A 16177-nucleotide genomic window follows, 5' to 3' on the forward strand; every position below is an offset into this window, starting at 1 on the left:
TCAGCCTCCGCCCTGATGCCCGAGGCTTCTGAGATAGGCGCAGAACATGTCGGCGAGCGCGTCGGAATAGGTTTCGATCTCGGCAGACGTGCGCGGACTCGCCGAAAAATCCTGCCCCACTGTGCTGAGCGTCGTCAGGATGAGCTCGCCAGCCATAGCGCGAGCGGCTTGCGAGGCCTCTGGCAACGCCTCGAGCATGAATGCCTCGGCCGTGCGCTCCGCCGAAGCCTTTGCCTCCTGGGCCTCGGGCGCGTCCCTGTAGAGGGGTGCTGCGTCGTTCAGCGCGACACGCACCGCGGCCTCCTCGCATTCGGAGCGGATGAAGGCGTGGACCAGGGTGCGTATCCGTTCGAGCGGCGGTTTCTCGACGTCCTCGAGGATGCCGCACAAAAGGTCGGTCGTCTGCCGCCATTCATCGCTCTGCAGCCGGAACAGAAGCGCCGCCTTGTTGGGGAAATATTGATAGAGCGAGCCGACGCTGACGCCGGCCTTCTCGGCCACGCGCGTGGTGGTGAAACGCTGCGCGCCTTCGCTCGCCAAAACCTGAGCAGCTGCCTGCAGAATCGCCGCGACGAGCTCTGTCGCGCGGGCTTGTTTGGGCTGTTTTCGGGTGGAAATTGAAGGGCTTGGGCGTTGGATCATGGCGGCGCTCGGGAATGCGAATTGGAAACCTGAAGGATTATTCGTATTTTTCGAGACGACACAAGAACGCATTTGTTCCCGACTGGAGACAGCCATGACGACCCTGACCGAAACCCCGCTCGCGCCCCTGCTCACCCGCCTGTTCAAGGAAGCCGCCGCGGCGACCAGCCCGGCGGTGGCCCGGTATTCGAGCGAGGAACGGGCGCGCCTGCTCGGCAGCAAGACCGAATACCTCGATTTCTACGGCAGCCTGAAGGACCTCTGGCTCGCGGTTTCGCCGGAGACCGGCACGTTGCTCTACATGCTGGCGCGCAGCACCGGCGCGCGCATCATCGTCGAGTTCGGCACCTCGTTCGGCATCTCGACGCTCTACCTTGCCGCGGCGCTGAGGGACAATGGCGGCGGCCGCCTGATCTCTACGGAGTTCGAGCCATCCAAGGTGGTGCGTGCCAAGGCCAATCTGACGGAAGGCGGCCTTCTCGACCTGGTCGAGATCCGCGAAGGCGACGCGCTGGAGACGCTGAGCAAAGACCTGCCCGACCGAATAGACCTTCTGCTGCTCGACGGCGCCAAGGCGCTCTATCCGGAGATCCTCAGCCTGGTCGAGAGCCGGCTCAGGCCCGGCGCGCTGGTCATCGCCGACAATGCCGACTTCTCTCCGGAATATCTGGAGCGGGTGCGATCACCCGCAGGCGGCTACATGTCGACGCCGTTCGGCGACGACGTGGAACTGTCGATGTGGCTCGGCTGAGCAAGCCCGCCACGAGCGGAACAAACAGATCCATGACTCGCGCTGCTCTTCGAGCGGCCGTAGGCGTTCACGTTAGCCAACGCGCCATCCCCGATCCTCGGGCATTTGACGCGCAGGTGACATCATAACCGCAATTTCCTCCTTTTGGCGTGCAATGCCGCGCCCGGCACTGCTCGGCCTTTTCCTGTTCTTCTGCGCCGGCTTCGCCGACGGCGCGCTGGTGCCGTTCTTTCCGCTCTGGGCGAGCAGCGAAGGGGGCATTCCCGTCGGCGCGGTCGGCCTGCTGTTCGGCTGCTATGCAGGCGGCGAGCTGATCGCGGCGCCGCTGATCGGCGGCATTGCCGACCGGGTCGGCCGGCGGCCGGTGCTGATTTTCTCATCGTTCGGCGTCGGGTGCGGCTTCATCGCCTTGTTCTTCGTCCACGGCGTTGCAGCCACCGCGATCGTGCTCATCTTGACCGGCATGTGCGAGTCGGTGCTCCATCCGACCATCCTCACCGCGATCGCCGATGTGACGGCGCCGTCGGCGCATCCGCGCTGGTTCAGCATGGCCCGAGTGAGCTCAAGCGCGGGCCAGATCCTCGGTCCGGCCTGCGGCGCCCTGCTTGTGCTGATATCGCTCGACGCCGTGTTCCTCGCCGCCGGTGGCATGCTTATCCTTGGCGGTGTCGTGATGCTGGTGGCGCTTGGCGAGACGATCGGCAGCGGACGCTCCGCAGCCGGCGACCGGGGCGATGAGGAAGAAGAGGAGGGCCTGTCGGCGCTGCTGCCGGCCTTCCGCGACGGCCGCCTGGCGAAGCTGCTCCTCTGGGTCGTGCTGTTCGAGATTTCCGGCAACTGGATCGAGGCCGTGATCCCGCTCTATGCGCGGGACGCCGGCACACTTTCCCCATCCGGCATCGGCACGCTGTTTGCCTATGCGGCCGCGCTGACGGTCGGCTTGCAGATGCTGGTGAGCCGCTTCGCCGAGACGCGATCCGCGCTCTGGTTGACTGCCGGCGCCGGGCTCTCGACCATCGCCGCCTTTGTCCTGTTCATGGCCTCGCCGGCGATGCTGTCACTGATTGCCGCGGTTAGCCTCTGCTCGGTGGCGCAGATGCTGGTCGGGCCGCTCGTGCCGACCGCCGTCAACGCGCTTGCACCGCCGGCGCGGCGCGCCTCCTACATGGCGGCCTCGTCGGTGGCCGTCGATCTCAAGGACTCGCTCGGACCTTCGATCGGCACCGCGCTCTATGCGCTTGCGCCCCGCCTGCCCTGGGTAGCCGGCATTCCGCTGGTGGCGATCGCGTCGCTCGGGTTGGGTGTCGCGATCGGAAGAGCGCGGCACGCTTCAACGATAGGGGTCGATGCGGAAGACATCAGGCCGGAGAGATCCGCGACCTGGTCGACAAGCCCGGCAACGGAGGAACAGTTCTGATGCCGAAAGGGGCGGTCAGGCGACCGGCTGCAGCGGGTCGCCGCCGATCTTGGAAAGCTGGATGACCGCCTGGGTGCGGCTGTCGACGCCGAGCTTCTGCAGGATGGCCGAGACATGCGCCTTGATGGTGGCCTCGGAGACACCGAGCTCATAGGCGATCTGCTTGTTGAGCAGGCCTTCGGCCAGCATGCCGAGCACCCGCGTCTGCTGCGGCGTCAGCGCCTGCAGCCGCTTGATCAGGTCCGAGATTTCCGGGTCGCGCTCGACGCCGAGCTCGATGCCGGCTGGTGCCGCGATGTCGCCGGCAAGCACGGCCTGCACGGCGCTGCGTATCTCCTCCATGCTTGCCGATTTGGAGATGAAGCCGGAAGCGCCGAGATCGAGCGCACGGCGGATGGTGACTGGATCATCGTGCGCCGACACCACCACCAGCGGCACCGAGGAATGGATGCCACGCAACGAGATCAGGCCGGACAGGCCGCTGGCACCCGGCATCGAGAGGTCGAGCAGCACCATGTCGATGTCCTCATTGGCAAGGACCAGCGCCTTGGCGCTTTCGAAATCGCCGGCCTCGTGGATGGCGGCGACGTCGCCGATGCCGGAAAGCGCCTCCTTCAGCGCGCCCCGAAACAGCGGATGGTCGTCGGCAATGACGAAGGTGTGGCCCGACGGCAAATATTCCTCCCCGGATCCCATCGCTGATTATGTGCTTCTTGCGGGATCGGAATGATTATGCGGCGGCGCGGCGGCTTTTCAAGCGGCAAAGGCCGCGCGCGGGTTTTTCCCGGAGCGGTTCAGGTCTTTTGCGGGTCGGGCTTGGCGCCGCCGTCGCCGTTTTCCCTGTCCATGTCCTTCACGATGTCCATGAAGCGGCGGAAGAAGCGCTCCATGTAATTCATCGTCTTGTTGAAATCCTCCTCGCTGGGCAGGTTGGATTCGAGGCGGGCGGAGGGCGTGTTCTCGAGCTTGGCGACGCGCTCGTCCAGCGCCTTGACCGATTTTTGCAGCCGGTCGATCTCGTCCTGGAAGGCGGCACGCTCGTCGGCCGCCATCTTGCAGACGAGCTGGCCGGAATGCTCCTCGCAGATCGACATGGCGCCTGTCTGGGTGTCCATGCGGACATAGCCGTTGGCGGACTTTTCGAGCCGGTAGCGGTCGGTCTCCTCGGAATAGGCCGATGCGGCGACCAGCGAGCAAAGCGCCGCCGGGATCAGGATATGCTGCAGACGCATGTTGTTGTCCTCCATGAGCCTTGTTGTCCTCCATGAGCCGTTGAGCCAAGAATATCACAGGTTTGCGCCTGAAATGGGGAAGAGTGCGATTTGGTCCTGCAGCAGGTTCTTACCGGAAAACCGCGTCACACTTTTCCGGAACCTGCTTGCCCCCTTTCCCCCATGGTTCGTTCGGACTATAGCGCGACAATGTCTCAGATTATCTACAAGATCGCGCCTGAAGCCATGTGGCGCGAAGCGGAGCGGAACGGCCGCTTCACCGGCGCGCCGATCGACATTGCCGACGGCTTCATCCATTTCTCCACCGCGGCGCAGGCGCGCGAGACGGCAGCCAAGCATTTCGCCGGGCAGACGGACCTGCTCCTGATCGCGATCGACCAAGCAAAGCTGGGCGATGCGCTGAAATACGAGGTGTCGCGCGCCGGCGCCTTGTTCCCGCATCTCTACGCTCCGCTCGGCCTCGATGCGGTCGTCTCGGTGTTGCCGCTGCCGCTCGGCGCCGACGGCTCGCATCGATTTCCGAAACTGGAGGGCGAATGAGCGTGCTCGACCGGATCGGCCAAAGACTGCTTTTCTCATTCGATCCGGAAACCGCGCATGGGATGTCGATCGCGGCGCTGCGCTGCGGCCTGCCGGTCGCCTCGCCTCCACCGCGGGACGCTCGGCTGAAGGTCAGCGTCTGCGGCCTCGATTTCCCGAACCCGCTCGGGATGGCGGCCGGCTACGACAAAAATGCCGAGGTGCCGGATGCGCTGCTCAGGCTCGGCTTCGGCTTCGCCGAGGTCGGCACGATCACGCCGCTGCCGCAGCCGGGCAACCCGAAGCCGCGCATATTCCGGCTGACCGCGGACGAAGCCGTGATCAATCGGCTCGGCTTCAACAATGAAGGGCACGCAGCCGCCGAAAAGCGCCTTGCGGCGCGCAAGGGGCGCTCAGGCATAGTCGGCGTCAACATCGGCGCCAACAAGGACAGCGCCGACCGCATCAGCGACTATGAGCGCGGCGTGACCCGCTTCGCGCCTCACGCCAGCTATCTCACCGTCAACATCTCATCGCCCAACACGCCGGGCCTGCGCAACATGCAGGCGCGCGAGCAGCTCGGCGAGCTGTTGTCGCGCGTCATGGCCGCTCGCGCGAAAGCGCCGGCGCAGCCGCCCGTCTTCCTCAAGATCGCGCCGGACCTCGTCGAGGCCGAGCTGGAAGACATCGCCGCCGAGGTCATCGAAAAAAAGATCGACGGCATCATCGTTTCCAACACGACGCTGTCGCGGGCCGGGTTGCGCAGCGCAAGCCTGGCAGGCGAAACCGGCGGACTGTCGGGCAAGCCGCTGTTCGAGCGCTCGACCGCGGTGCTGGCGAAAATGCGCAAGCTGGTAGGCCCGGAAATGGCGATCATCGGTGTCGGCGGCGTCGACTCGGCGGAAACCGCGCTGGAGAAGATCCGCGCTGGCGCGGACCTCGTCCAGCTTTACACGGGCATGATCTACGCCGGCCCGACGCTGCCTGGGCGCATCGTCGCCGGCATGGTGCGGTTTGCCGAGAAGGAGCGGCTGACGTCGCTGCGCGACTTGCGCGATAGCCGCCTAGATCATTGGGCCGTCAAGACTCACTAAGAACCAAGGCGCGCCAACCGGTGCGCCCACACCTTCATATCCGCCATCTGCATTGCGGCATCCGTCACCTTCTGGCTCCGATCAACGCGCTCTGAGCGTCGAGCCATTCCAGGAAGAGTGCGAAACGGTCTTCCGTCCGGAATTGCGTCAACAAATAGAGCGGTTCAATGTTTCCGTAAGACGGTGAACCGCTCTAGTCGCGCTTATTGCCTAGCCTTCTAGGTTTAGGCGTTGGCCCCCGGGTTCATCCATACGATTTCCCAAACATAGCCGTCCGGGTCTTCAATATGGCGGTTAAACATGAAGCCAAGATCCTGTGCCGGGTTGGGATCGGCGCGACCGCCCGCCGCACCCGCCCTGTTCACCGTTGCATCGACGGCGTCGCGATCATCAACAGTGAGGGCGATCATTGCCTGGCTGTCACGCCGCGCGTCGCCGATAGGGCGCTTGGTGAATTCGCGGTAATGGTCATGGGTCAGCAGCATCACCCCGATCGTGTCCGAGAAGATGAGCGAGGTGGATTTCTCGCCTGAAAACTGCGGGTTTACGGTGCCACCTAGAGCCACGTAGAACGCCGTCGATGCCGCTAGGTCGCGGACAGGCAGGTTCACGAAAATCATTTTGGACATCACTTTCTCCTTCTCTGGGGCAGCGCCCTGCACTATTGTCTTGCCAAAATGTTAGTAGATGCAATGTATCTTGATTTCAAGATACATTTTGTTGAGAGGATATTCGCCATGGATCGCGCCGAGGCCGCAGCCAAGCAATGGGCTCGCGAGCGCCCCGACCTTCCATTGTTGCCTATTGAAATGGTGGGGCGTCTGCTGGATGCAGCTGCGCGCGTGATCCGCGATCACATGAACCCGCTGCTGTCGGAAGCAGGCCTGAGTGTAGGTGAGTTTGATGTGCTCACGCCGCTCCGGCGCTCCGGCGAACCCTATATGCTCTCGCCCACGCAGCTCTACGAACAGGCAATGATCTCCTCGGCCGGCATGACGAACCGCCTGGATCGGCTGGAGCGCGCCGGGCTGATCGAAAGACGCCCCGATCCCAAGGACCGGCGCGGCAAGCAAATCGCACTAACGACTGGCGGCAAGCGCGCGATAGACGGCTTGATCGGTCCGATGGTGGCGCTGGAAGAGCAATTGATCTCCGTGCTGACGCCTGCGGAGCAGGAGACTCTTAACGCCCTGCTCAAGAAATTGCTCACTGGCCTCTAGAGCGGTTCACCGTTTCAGGAAACGCCGAACCGCTCTAACTCTTTGTTTTTACGCAATTCCGGGCGGAAAACCGCTCACACTTTTCCTGGAATTTGCTCTAGTCTAAAACGCAGTCCGCGCCCGCACCCGCAGCATCGCAAGAAGACTGAATCCTCGCACCAGCAGAAACACATGCAGCGACGCCCAAAGGCCGTTGTTGCCGAAGGCCGGCGCCAGCGTGATAAGCGCGGCGGAAAAGGCCAGGAAAGACAAGAGCATCATGTTGCGCATATCGCGCGACCAGGTGGCGCCGATGAAGACGCCGTCCATCTGGAAGGCGAGCACGCCGCTCAGCGCCGTGAAGGCGGCCCAGGGCAGATAGGTGTCGGCGACCGCGCGGACCTCCGGCGCGGTCGTCACCAGCGCCACCAGGTTGGCGCCGGCCGTGAGCAGCACCAGGGTCGCAACGCCGGCGAGCCCGAAACCCCAGATCAGCGTCAGCCGCACGGCCTGGCGGAATGGTGTCGCCGCCTGCGCGCCGATGGCGCGGCCGGCCAGTTGCTCAGCAGCGGTGGCGAAGCCGTCGAGGAAATAGCCGGCGATGAGGAAGAAGTTCATCAGCACGGCGTTGGCGGCGAGCGTCACCGTGCCGAACTGCGCGCCCTGCCGGGTGAACAGCGCAAAGGCGGCAAGCAGCGAGAAGGAGCGGATCATGATGTCGCGGTTGAGCGACAGCATGCGACGGTAGGCCGGCAAGTCGAGGATACGCCGGCGCGACGGCCGCTGCAGCTTGCGGAAGCGGCCGAGCACGATGGCAAGGCCGAGCAGCATCGCCAGGAACTCGCCGGTGACGGTCGCCCAGGCGACGCCGGCGACGCCCCAGCCAAGCTCGAGGCCGAGCAGGAAACAGAGCGCGATGTTGATGCCGTTGAGAACCGCCTGCAGCATCAGCCCGAGCCCACCCTCGCCGCGCCCCAGCACATAGCCCAATATGGCGTAGTTGACGAGCGAGAAGGGCGCGGCGAGCAGCCTGATGCGGATATAGACCGACATCGCCCCGCTGACGCGCGGCTCGGCGCCCATGAACCATTGTCCAGCCACGGCAAAGAGCGGCGCAAGCGCTGCAAGCACGACGCCGGGCGACGACCGCGATCAATACGGCCCGCCAGAGAACGGCCTGTTCCTCCAGCGGATCGCCGCGCCCGAATGCCTGGGCGACGAGGCCGGTGGTGCCGGAACGCAGGAAGTTGAAGGTGGTGAAGACGACGTCGAACACCAGCGCGCCCGCGGCCAGGCCGCCGAGCAGGGCGGCGTCGCCGAACTGGCCGACCACCGCCGTGTCGACGATGCCGAGTAGCGGTGTCGTCAGATAGGCGAGCGTCATCGGCACCGCGATCGCCAGCACCGAGCGATTGGTGACGATGAAGGATCTGGCGTTGGCCCGGGTCGCATCCAAAGGGACTGCTGCCTTGCTGCTTGATCGAACCGCCGATGTGCCCCAGTTTGCCGCCGCCGCGCAATCGCCATCCGGTGGCGGCCAACCGAATTCCCAGACTGGCGCAGGAAGACTGGCGCAGGCCGCCCCCATCATGCCTTTGCAGATCGTCCACCATCCCGACTATGACGCCGGCTTTGCCGTCAACCATCGCTTTCCAATGAGCAAATATCCGCTGCTGATGGAGGCCTTGCGCGCCCGCGGGCTGGCCATGCCGGAAGCGCTTTCGATGCCGGAACCAGCGCCGGCGAAGTGGCTGAAACTCGCGCATGCGGCCGACTATGTCGACCAAGTGCTCGCATGCGAGGTGCCCGAAAGAATAGAGCGCGAGATCGGCTTCCCGGTCGGCCGGCGCGTGTCGCTGAGGGCGCAGCTTGCCACCGCGGGCACGGTGCTGGCGGCGCGGCTGGCGCTGAAGCACGGCATTGCCTGCAACGCCGCCGGCGGCAGCCATCATGCCAGGCGCGCGCAGGGCGCCGGCTTCTGCACCTTCAACGATGTGGCGGTCGCTTCGCTGGCGCTGCTTGCCGAGCGCGCCGTCGAAAACATCCTGATCGTCGATCTCGACGTGCATCAGGGCGACGGCACGGCGGACATCCTGAAGGATGAACCCCGCGCCTTCACCTTCTCCATGCATGGCGATCGCAACTACCCGGCGCGCAAGATCGCCTCCGATCTCGATATCGCCTTGCCCGACGGCACCGGCGATGCCGCCTATCTCGACCGGCTCCGCGCCATTCTTCCAGAGCTTTCCGCGAGACGGCGCTGGGACATCGTCTTCTACAACGCAGGAGTGGATGTCCATGCCGAGGACCGACTTGGCCGGCTGGCGCTCTCCGATAACGGCCTGCGCGCCCGCGACGAGATGGTGATCAATCATTTCCGCACAGCCGGCGTTGCGCTGTGCGGCGTCATCGGCGGCGGCTATTCGACCGATGTGCCGGCGCTGGCCGCACGCCACGCCATCCTGTTCGAGGCGGCAGCCCGCTATGCGTGACGCGTCGAGGCTACTTCCTGTAACTGGCAATCCTGAGCAGGATGAAGGCCGGGACGACGATCGCCGCACCGAGCAGGATATAGCCCAGGAAGCGGTCGACCGCGTGGAAGCCGAGATTCCACAAATCGATGAAAAACTGGCGGATGCCATAGAGCACGTCCATCGGGCTCCAGCCGAAGGCGTGCATGACGAGCCCGACGAGGAAGGAAACCACCAGCAGCTTCACGAGCACCCTGAGCGGCGTATCGCCTAGAAAGCGTGTCAGTGCGGACAAGGCCGTTCTCCGGTTCGAGCTGCCCGATTCGGCAGCATGGCCCCAGAAATACGCATTTGGTCGACCAGCATCAAGCAGCGCAACTGTATGGGGGCGGCCGCGCCGCGTCGAGGAAAGCGTACTGTCGGCCAGGTGGCGCAGGCATCGAAACATATCCGGGTCTCGCGACAAGAGCCGATTGCTCGAGACCCCGCCATCATGGTAACGAGGCTGCTGCGCGGGTATGATGTAATGGTAGCTTGTCAGCTTCCCAAGCTGAACGCGCGGGTTCGATTCCCGCTACCCGCTCCACCTTGCGATGCAAGGGTTTGAGCCAGACTTCACCAAAATCGCGCAGTTTTACACCGGGTTTTACGCGGCCGATTCCCCGGCGGCTGCCGGGTGCATCGGATCGAACTCAGGCCGACCAGTGTGCGCAAGGGTGGAGTCTACGGTTTGCAAAGCGAGCCTTTGGATCTTGCACACCAGTGCAAGACCCAGTCTGCGAATTCACCCGGCAGGCGCCGGGTACATGGTTGCTATCGCCTCAGAGATAGAAGCCGATCCAGACGCGGCGGCGCCAGCAGCGGACATGACGCCGGCCATAGCGCCAGTAGCGGCGACAGACCCTTCTCCAAACCCGCCGGCGGCGGCGACGGCGGTAGTACCGATCGCGGTAGTAGCGATCGCGGTAGTAGCGGCGGCGGCGGTAATAGTACTGAGCCGGCTGCACCAGATCCTGGTCATCCTCCTCGTAGATGGCCGGATCCGGCTTGTCCAATTCATCGAGAATCCCGTTGCCTTTGGGGATGCCGGCAACCGCCTTGCCCGGTCCGGCCAGGCCTGCGAGTGCCGCTGCCCCCGCAACGCCAAGCATTCCAGTCAGAAACAACCGACGTTCCATCGAAACCTCCCGAGCTGTTGAGCATCGACAACTCGTCCGTCACCCGGAAACAGGCTCGGGAAGCCGCCGCTCGGTTTGAACGTGCAAGTAGCATTCTCGTTCCATTACCCCACTTCGCGCAGGATGAAGTCGTGCAGCATCTTGGCGGCGGGTGAGAGCACGCGGTTCTTGACCGTGATCAGGCTGTAAGGCCTCACCTCGATGTCGAATTCGGTCTGCACGACGTCGATCGCTCCCGCCAGCCCGTCGGCGCTCTGGATGAACCTGGCCACCTGGACCGAAACGGGGGCGATGGCGTCGGATTGCGCCACCATCACCAGCGTCAAGAGCAGCGAGGAGGTGTTGAGGATGCGGTCGGGAAGCGGGATGTTGCGGTTCAGGAAATTGCTTTCCATCGCCTGGCGCAGCGGCGAGCCGCCGGACTGGAAGACCCAGTCATAGGCCGCCGTCTCGTCCAGGCCGACCATCCTGCCGGTGGCAAGCGGATGGCCGCGGCGCACGATCAGGCAGGCCTTCTCGATGCCGATGACGCGCGATTCGAACAGCCGCGGATTGAGGTCGTCGGGAATGCGGGCGATGATGAAGTCATGGCGCGACGCGATTAGCTCGCGGGCGAGCACGTTGGACGTCTCGACCTGCATGGTGATCTCGATGCGCGGGTAGATGCGGCGGATCTCGCGAATCGCGGGTACGGCAAGCTCGATCGCCGGCGCGGTCACCGCGCCAAGGAACACCGAGCCGCCCTTGCCGGCCTTAAGCTCCGAAATCTCGCGGTCGGCTTCGCGCATCTCGAGTAGGATGGAGCGGGCGCGCCTGGCGAGCGCCTGGCCGTAAGGGGTCAGCGTGATGCCGCGCGGCAGTCGCTCGCACAACTTCACGTCGAGCACGGCCTCCATCTCGGCGATCATACGCGAGGCGGCCGGCTGGGAGATGTTCATGACCTGGGCAGCGGCGCTCACCCGTCCGTGATCGTCGAGCGCCGCGATCATGCGCATATGGCGCAGGCTCAAGCCGCTGCGCAGGAGTGTCTCCCCCTCCCCCGGCAGCTTCTCGTAACTTACTGAAATCGCATCGGGATCGCGCAATGCCGCCATGAATTTCGAGCCCTCTCCGCCAGGTTTTTGTTGCGCCTTAAACCATACCAGTTTCGGTATAGCAACCAGCAAAGATCGCATTTGACAGTTATGTCAAAGGAACCCACCCTTCGCGCGTTCCGAGGCGCAGAGATCGGCAACGAGCAAAATCGTATCGATTGAAAAGGCGCCGCGGGGCCGATTGGGAGGATACCGGAGATCGATAAAGCCGACAGAGGCGCGACCGCGCTCCTGTTCGACTGCGCGGCCCGCGAAGCCCCGAGGTGTCGCGTCCATCAACCAGGGAGAGTAATGTGAAGATCATCAAGACGCTGGCCGCCATCGCGGCCCTTGGCATTGCCGCCACGACCTATTCGGCGCACGCGGCCGACAAGGGTCTCGTGGGCGTGCTAATGCCGACCAAGACCTCGCAGCGCTGGATCAACGACGGCGACGCCGTCAAGTCCCAGCTCGAGGCGCTCGGCTATACCGTCGACCTGCAGTACGCGCAGGACGACATCCCGAACCAGCTCAGCCAGCTGGAAAACGAAATCACCAAGGGCCCGAAGGCGCTGATCATCGCCTCGATCGACGGCACCACCATGGCCGATGCGCTGCAGAAGGCCAACGATGCCGGCGTGGTCACCATCGCGTATGACCGCCTGATCAAGAAGACCCCGAATGTCGACTACTACACCACCTTCGACAATTTCGGCGTCGGCGTCATCCAGGCGAATTCCCTGGTCAAGGGCCTCAAGGAGCGCTTCCCGAACACCAAGCCGTGGAACGTCGAACTGTTCGGCGGCTCGCCCGACGACAACAACGCCTTCTTCTTCTACAACGGCGCGATCTCCGTCCTGCAGCCGCTGATCGACGACGGCTCGATCAAGATCAAGTCCGGCCAGACGGGCATGGATAAGGTCGGCACGCTGCGTTGGCTCGCCGCGACCGCGCAGGCGCGCATGGACAACCTGCTCTCGGCCAACTATTCGGACGGCAGCCGCGTCGATGGCGTTCTGTCGCCCTATGACGGCCTGTCGCGCGGCATCACCGCCTCGCTGCGCGCTGTCGGCTACGGCACGGATGCACAGCCCTGGCCGATCGTGACCGGTCAGGACGCCGAGACCGCCTCGGTCAAGCTGATCATCTCGGGCGAGCAGTATTCGACGGTGTTCAAGGACACCCGCGAACTGGCCAAAGCCACCGTGCAGTTGGTCGACAAGGTGCTGTCCGGCGGCAAGCCCGATGGCCTCGACGAGAAGACCTACAACAACGACGTCAAGGTCGTTCCCTCGATCCTTTTGACGCCGCATGAGGTCGACAAGTCGAACTACCAGGCTCAGGTCGTCGACTCCGGCTACATCAAGGCCGACGAGCTGAAGTAATCCGGCTTGGAAAACGAGGGGTCCTGCGCCACGCAGGGCCCCTTTTCGTTCAGAAGCGACCTCGGTATTGTTTTTGCCGGCTTCTGCGGCGCCATGCGCCGTCACGGCTCATAGAAGCTGTGGTATGTTGATTTCGCGTATGACACTTTCCCGAAACGGAAGACATGCGCCCAGGGAGCGGAATTCCTGATGACCTCGACGATTTTGGAGATGCGCGACATCACCAAGACGTTCCCTGGCGTGAAAGCGCTGTCGAACGTCAACCTCAGCGTCGAGGAAGGTGAGATCCACGCCATCGTCGGCGAGAACGGCGCCGGCAAATCGACGCTCATGAAAGTGCTGTCGGGTGTCTATCCGTCCGGCACCTATGAAGGCGAGATCGTCTTTCGCGGCCAGGAATGCCACTTCAAGGGCATCCATGACAGCGAGCATATCGGCATCGTCATCATCCACCAGGAGCTTGCCCTGGTGCCGATGCTGTCGATCGCGGAAAACATCTTCCTCGGCAACGAGCACGCCACCTACGGCGTCATCGACTGGAACGCCAACGAGAAGCGCACCGGCGCGCTGCTCAAGAAAGTCGGTCTCAAGGAAGACCCCAAGACGCTGATCACCAATATCGGCGTCGGCAAGCAGCAGCTGGTCGAGATCGCCAAGGCGCTCAGCAAGGAAGTGAAGCTGTTGATCCTCGACGAGCCGACGGCCTCGCTCAGCGAAAAGGACAGCCAGGCGCTGCTCGACCTTTTGCTCGAGTTCAAGCGCCAGGGCATGACCTCGATCCTGATCTCGCACAAGCTCAACGAGGTGAACCGCGTCGCCGACAAGGTCACGGTGATCCGCGACGGACGCACCATCGAGACCTTGCCCAGGAAGGATATCAGCGAGGACCGCATCATCACCTCGATGGTCGGCCGCTCGCTCGACGACCGCTACCCGCCGCGCGAGCCGAACATCGGTGAGGTGGTCTTCGAGGTCAAGGACTGGTCGGTCTTCCACCCGATCCATGCCGAGCGGCAGGTGATCAAGAACGTCAACCTCAATGTGCGCAAGGGCGAGGTGGTCGGCATCGCCGGATTGATGGGTGCCGGCCGAACCGAATTCGCGATGAGCTTGTTCGGGCGCTCCTACGGCCGGCATATCACCGGCGAGGTCCTGCACCGAGGCAAGCCCGTCGACCTTTCGACGGTGAGCAAGGCGGTGGCAAATGGCATCGCCTACGTCACCGAGGACCGCAAGACCTACGGCCTCAACCTCATCGACCACATCAAGCACAATGTGACTTTAGCCAACCTGAGCGGCGTTTCGAGCCGCGGCGTCATCGACGACATGCGCGAAATGAGGGTGGCCAACGACTATCGCAAGAAGACCAACATCCGCGCCTCCAGCGTCTACCAGATGACCGGCAATCTCTCGGGCGGCAACCAGCAGAAGGTGGTGCTGTCGAAATGGCTGTTCGCCGACCCGGAGCTGCTGATCCTCGACGAGCCGACGCGCGGCATCGACGTCGGCGCCAAGTACGAAATCTATACGATCATCGCCCGCCTCGCCGCCGAGGGCAAAGCGATCATCGTCATCTCGTCGGAAATGCCGGAGCTGCTCGGCATCACCGATCGCATCTATGTCATGAACGAAGGGCGCATCGTCGGCGAAATGGCGGCAAGTGACGCCAGCCAGGAAAAGATCATGCGAGCCATCGTTCGCGGAGAAGGAAAAAAAGCATCATGAGCACAGAAAGCGCTCCCGCACCGCAGACCGGCGCTGCCGAAGACGTCAAGCAGGGGCCGCGCATCGCCGTCTCGGCGCTGACGACGAACCTGCGCGAATACGGCCTGATCATCGCCCTGATCGTCATCATGCTGTTCTTCCAGTACACGACGTCGGGAACGCTGTTCAAACCGGTCAACCTCAGCAACCTGGTGCAGCAGAACTCGTTCATCATCGTGATGGCGCTGGGCATGCTTTTGGTCATCGTTTCCGGCCATATCGACCTCAGCGTCGGGTCGGTTGCGGGCTTCATCGGCGCACTGGCGGCGATGATGATGGTCATCTGGCCGCTCGGCCCGCTCAGCAATCCGCTGGTGGTTTCAATCATCTGTCTCATCGTCGGTGGCGGCATAGGCGCGGCGCAAGGCTATTGGATCGCCTACCACCGGATACCGAGCTTCATCGTCACGCTGGCGGGCATGCTGATCTTCCGCGGCATCTGCCAGGCGCTGCTGGGCGGCGGCTCCTCGGTCGGCCCGCTTCCCGACAGCTTCAAGGCGCTGAGCTCAGGCTTCATTCCGGACGTGATCGGGCCGCTGACGCTGATCCCGCCGACGGTGAATGCCGCCGGCAAGACCATCGTCGGCAGCGGGCTTACCCTGCACATGACGACGATCGTGCTCGGCCTCATCGCCGTTCTGGCCTATGCCTATTTCGGGCTGAGGGCCCGCCGCAAGCGTGAGCGTCATGGCTACGAGGCCGAGCCCTTCCCGCTGTTCGTCATCAAGACGCTGGTCGGCAGCGCATTGGCGCTGTTCCTGGTCGTCCAGTTCGCGAGCTACAGGGGCCTGCCGGTCGTGCTTCTGGTGATGGGCGTGCTGATCTCGCTGTTCGTCTTCGTCACCAAGCGCATGACCATCGGCCGTCGCATCTACGCGATGGGCGGCAACGCCAAGGCTGCACAGCTGTCGGGCATCAACACCGAACGGCTGACGCTGATGGTGTTCATCAACATGGGCGTGCTTTCGGCACTCGGCGGCCTGATCATCGCGGCGCGCCTGGGCCAGGCCGTGCCGGCCGCCGGTCTCGGCAGCGAGCTCGACGTGATCGCGGCCGTCTTCATCGGCGGCGCCTCGGCTATGGGCGGTGTCGGACAGGTTATCGGCGCCGTGGTCGGCGGCTTCATCATGGGCGTGATGAACAACGGCATGTCGATCATGGGCGTCAATGTCGACTGGCAGCAGGTGGTCAAGGGCCTGGTGCTGCTCGGCGCCGTCATCTTCGACGTCTACAACAAGAACAAGGCTTAAAGGCCGGAAGCGAGGTTCAGGAGGCATACGGGTTCTAGATCGCGACGCTGCCGGCAGCCCGTCGGCGCCAAGAAGTCCCCTGAAGGACCGGGCTCGCGAGCGCAATCCGGACGAAGAGTTTCAACCGCGGCGCGGATTGGTTCCGGGCCGCGCCGGTCAGGGTTTGCCCGTCGGCAGCCAGGCCAAGGCAAAAGAGAGAGGG

Annotated in this window: 16 protein-coding genes, 1 tRNA gene and 1 pseudogene; 10 read left to right on the plus strand and 8 right to left on the minus strand. The window is 63.8% G+C overall.

Annotation, left to right across the window (positions count from 1 at the left end; all coding sequences use genetic code 11):
* Positions 1–642: a TetR family transcriptional regulator gene (locus EJ071_RS00065; protein WP_126096243.1), complete on the minus strand. Its 642-nt coding sequence runs from the start codon at positions 640–642 to the stop codon at positions 1–3.
* A gap of 94 nt (positions 643–736) precedes the next feature.
* Here EJ071_RS00065 and EJ071_RS00070 point away from each other — a divergent pair, with 94 nt between their 5' ends.
* Both EJ071_RS00070 and EJ071_RS00075 read left to right on the plus strand, forming a co-directional pair.
* Positions 737–1393: an O-methyltransferase gene (locus EJ071_RS00070; protein ID WP_126096244.1), complete on the plus strand. Its 657-nt coding sequence runs from the start codon at positions 737–739 to the stop codon at positions 1391–1393.
* Positions 1394–1547: 154 nt separating this feature from the next.
* Positions 1548–2810: an MFS transporter gene (locus EJ071_RS00075; protein WP_126096245.1), complete on the plus strand. Its 1263-nt coding sequence runs from the start codon at positions 1548–1550 to the stop codon at positions 2808–2810.
* A gap of 15 nt (positions 2811–2825) precedes the next feature.
* On the opposite strand, the gene EJ071_RS00080 is transcribed toward EJ071_RS00075, so the two are convergent.
* Complete coding sequence (locus tag EJ071_RS00080; RefSeq protein ID WP_126096246.1) at positions 2826–3485, minus strand: response regulator transcription factor; 660 nt, start codon at positions 3483–3485, stop codon at positions 2826–2828.
* 119 nt (positions 3486–3604) lie between these two features.
* Positions 3605–4042 carry a hypothetical protein gene (locus tag EJ071_RS00085; protein ID WP_126096247.1) on the minus strand — a complete coding sequence of 146 codons (438 nt, stop codon included), beginning with the start codon at positions 4040–4042 and terminating at the stop codon, positions 3605–3607.
* 189 nt (positions 4043–4231) lie between these two features.
* On the opposite strand from EJ071_RS00085, the gene EJ071_RS00090 reads away from it, so the two are divergent.
* Positions 4232–4582, plus strand: a complete 351-nt coding sequence (locus EJ071_RS00090) for a DUF952 domain-containing protein (protein ID WP_126096248.1) — start codon at positions 4232–4234, stop codon at positions 4580–4582.
* Positions 4579–5655, plus strand: a complete 1077-nt coding sequence (locus EJ071_RS00095; RefSeq protein ID WP_126096249.1) for a quinone-dependent dihydroorotate dehydrogenase — start codon at positions 4579–4581, stop codon at positions 5653–5655. Before EJ071_RS00090 ends, EJ071_RS00095 begins: the two co-directional genes overlap by 4 nt.
* A gap of 224 nt (positions 5656–5879) precedes the next feature.
* Here EJ071_RS00095 and EJ071_RS00100 read toward each other — a convergent pair whose 3' ends face one another.
* Positions 5880–6284 carry a VOC family protein gene (locus EJ071_RS00100; RefSeq protein ID WP_126096250.1) on the minus strand — a complete coding sequence of 135 codons (405 nt, stop codon included), beginning with the start codon at positions 6282–6284 and terminating at the stop codon, positions 5880–5882.
* Positions 6285–6392: 108 nt separating this feature from the next.
* Here EJ071_RS00100 and EJ071_RS00105 point away from each other — a divergent pair, with 108 nt between their 5' ends.
* The gene (locus tag EJ071_RS00105; protein WP_189521388.1) at positions 6393–6875 is read left to right on the plus strand and encodes a MarR family transcriptional regulator; all 483 of its coding nucleotides are present in this window, start codon (positions 6393–6395) and stop codon (positions 6873–6875) included.
* A 102-nt stretch (positions 6876–6977) separates the two neighbouring features.
* Here EJ071_RS00105 and EJ071_RS00110 read toward each other — a convergent pair.
* Positions 6978–8238: pseudogene (locus EJ071_RS00110) on the minus strand (MATE family efflux transporter).
* Between the two features lie 205 nt (positions 8239–8443).
* Here EJ071_RS00110 and EJ071_RS00115 point away from each other — a divergent pair.
* Entirely contained in the window at positions 8444–9346 is a 903-nt protein-coding gene (locus EJ071_RS00115) for a histone deacetylase (RefSeq protein ID WP_126096251.1), read from the plus strand.
* A 10-nt stretch (positions 9347–9356) separates the two neighbouring features.
* Here EJ071_RS00115 and EJ071_RS00120 read toward each other — a convergent pair whose 3' ends face one another.
* The gene (locus tag EJ071_RS00120; RefSeq protein WP_126096252.1) at positions 9357–9620 is read right to left on the minus strand and encodes a DUF6460 domain-containing protein; all 264 of its coding nucleotides are present in this window, start codon (positions 9618–9620) and stop codon (positions 9357–9359) included.
* Between the two features lie 217 nt (positions 9621–9837).
* On the opposite strand from EJ071_RS00120, the gene EJ071_RS00125 reads away from it, so the two are divergent.
* Positions 9838–9911 (plus strand) — tRNA-Gly (locus tag EJ071_RS00125).
* Positions 9912–10146: 235 nt separating this feature from the next.
* Here the strand turns inward: EJ071_RS00125 and EJ071_RS00130 are convergent.
* A complete protein-coding gene (locus EJ071_RS00130) occupies positions 10147–10503 on the minus strand; it encodes a protamine-2 (modular protein) (protein ID WP_126096253.1) in 357 nt (118 codons plus the stop codon).
* 104 nt (positions 10504–10607) lie between these two features.
* The gene (locus tag EJ071_RS00135; protein WP_126096254.1) at positions 10608–11597 is read right to left on the minus strand and encodes a LysR substrate-binding domain-containing protein; all 990 of its coding nucleotides are present in this window, start codon (positions 11595–11597) and stop codon (positions 10608–10610) included.
* Positions 11598–11890: 293 nt separating this feature from the next.
* Here EJ071_RS00135 and chvE point away from each other — a divergent pair, with 293 nt between their 5' ends.
* The 3 genes from chvE to mmsB all read left to right on the plus strand — a co-directional run bounded on the left by chvE (position 11891) and on the right by mmsB (position 15975).
* Entirely contained in the window at positions 11891–12961 is a 1071-nt protein-coding gene (gene chvE / locus EJ071_RS00140; RefSeq protein ID WP_126096255.1) for a multiple monosaccharide ABC transporter substrate-binding protein, read from the plus strand.
* Between the two features lie 189 nt (positions 12962–13150).
* On the plus strand, positions 13151–14686 hold the full coding sequence (gene mmsA, locus EJ071_RS00145) for a multiple monosaccharide ABC transporter ATP-binding protein (RefSeq protein WP_126096256.1): 1536 nt from the start codon (positions 13151–13153) through the stop codon (positions 14684–14686).
* A complete protein-coding gene (gene mmsB, locus EJ071_RS00150; protein WP_126096257.1) occupies positions 14683–15975 on the plus strand; it encodes a multiple monosaccharide ABC transporter permease in 1293 nt (430 codons plus the stop codon). The genes mmsA and mmsB overlap by 4 nt, the downstream gene beginning before the upstream one ends.
* Positions 15976–16177 lie beyond the last annotated feature (202 nt).

It is taken from the genome of Mesorhizobium sp. M1B.F.Ca.ET.045.04.1.1 (assembly GCF_003952465.1).
GTDB classification, from domain to species: Bacteria; Pseudomonadota; Alphaproteobacteria; order Rhizobiales; family Rhizobiaceae; genus Mesorhizobium; species Mesorhizobium shonense.

What these genes read in the sequence shown, in the direction of transcription:
- EJ071_RS00065 (WP_126096243.1), bottom strand. Translation starts at nt 642, where the DNA reads ATGATCCAACGCCCAAGCCCTTCAATTTCCACCCGAAAACAGCCCAAA.
- EJ071_RS00070 (WP_126096244.1), top strand. Translation starts at nt 737, where the DNA reads ATGACGACCCTGACCGAAACCCCGCTCGCGCCCCTGCTCACCCGCCTG.
- EJ071_RS00075 (WP_126096245.1), top strand. Translation starts at nt 1,548, where the DNA reads ATGCCGCGCCCGGCACTGCTCGGCCTTTTCCTGTTCTTCTGCGCCGGC.
- EJ071_RS00085 (WP_126096247.1), bottom strand. Translation starts at nt 4,042, where the DNA reads ATGCGTCTGCAGCATATCCTGATCCCGGCGGCGCTTTGCTCGCTGGTC.
- EJ071_RS00090 (WP_126096248.1), top strand. Translation starts at nt 4,232, where the DNA reads ATGTCTCAGATTATCTACAAGATCGCGCCTGAAGCCATGTGGCGCGAA.
- EJ071_RS00095 (WP_126096249.1), top strand. Translation starts at nt 4,579, where the DNA reads ATGAGCGTGCTCGACCGGATCGGCCAAAGACTGCTTTTCTCATTCGAT.
- EJ071_RS00100 (WP_126096250.1), bottom strand. Translation starts at nt 6,284, where the DNA reads ATGTCCAAAATGATTTTCGTGAACCTGCCTGTCCGCGACCTAGCGGCA.
- EJ071_RS00105 (WP_189521388.1), top strand. Translation starts at nt 6,393, where the DNA reads ATGGATCGCGCCGAGGCCGCAGCCAAGCAATGGGCTCGCGAGCGCCCC.
- EJ071_RS00115 (WP_126096251.1), top strand. Translation starts at nt 8,444, where the DNA reads ATGCCTTTGCAGATCGTCCACCATCCCGACTATGACGCCGGCTTTGCC.
- EJ071_RS00130 (WP_126096253.1), bottom strand. Translation starts at nt 10,503, where the DNA reads ATGGAACGTCGGTTGTTTCTGACTGGAATGCTTGGCGTTGCGGGGGCA.
- EJ071_RS00135 (WP_126096254.1), bottom strand. Translation starts at nt 11,597, where the DNA reads ATGGCGGCATTGCGCGATCCCGATGCGATTTCAGTAAGTTACGAGAAG.
- mmsA (WP_126096256.1), top strand. Translation starts at nt 13,151, where the DNA reads ATGACCTCGACGATTTTGGAGATGCGCGACATCACCAAGACGTTCCCT.
- mmsB (WP_126096257.1), top strand. Translation starts at nt 14,683, where the DNA reads ATGAGCACAGAAAGCGCTCCCGCACCGCAGACCGGCGCTGCCGAAGAC.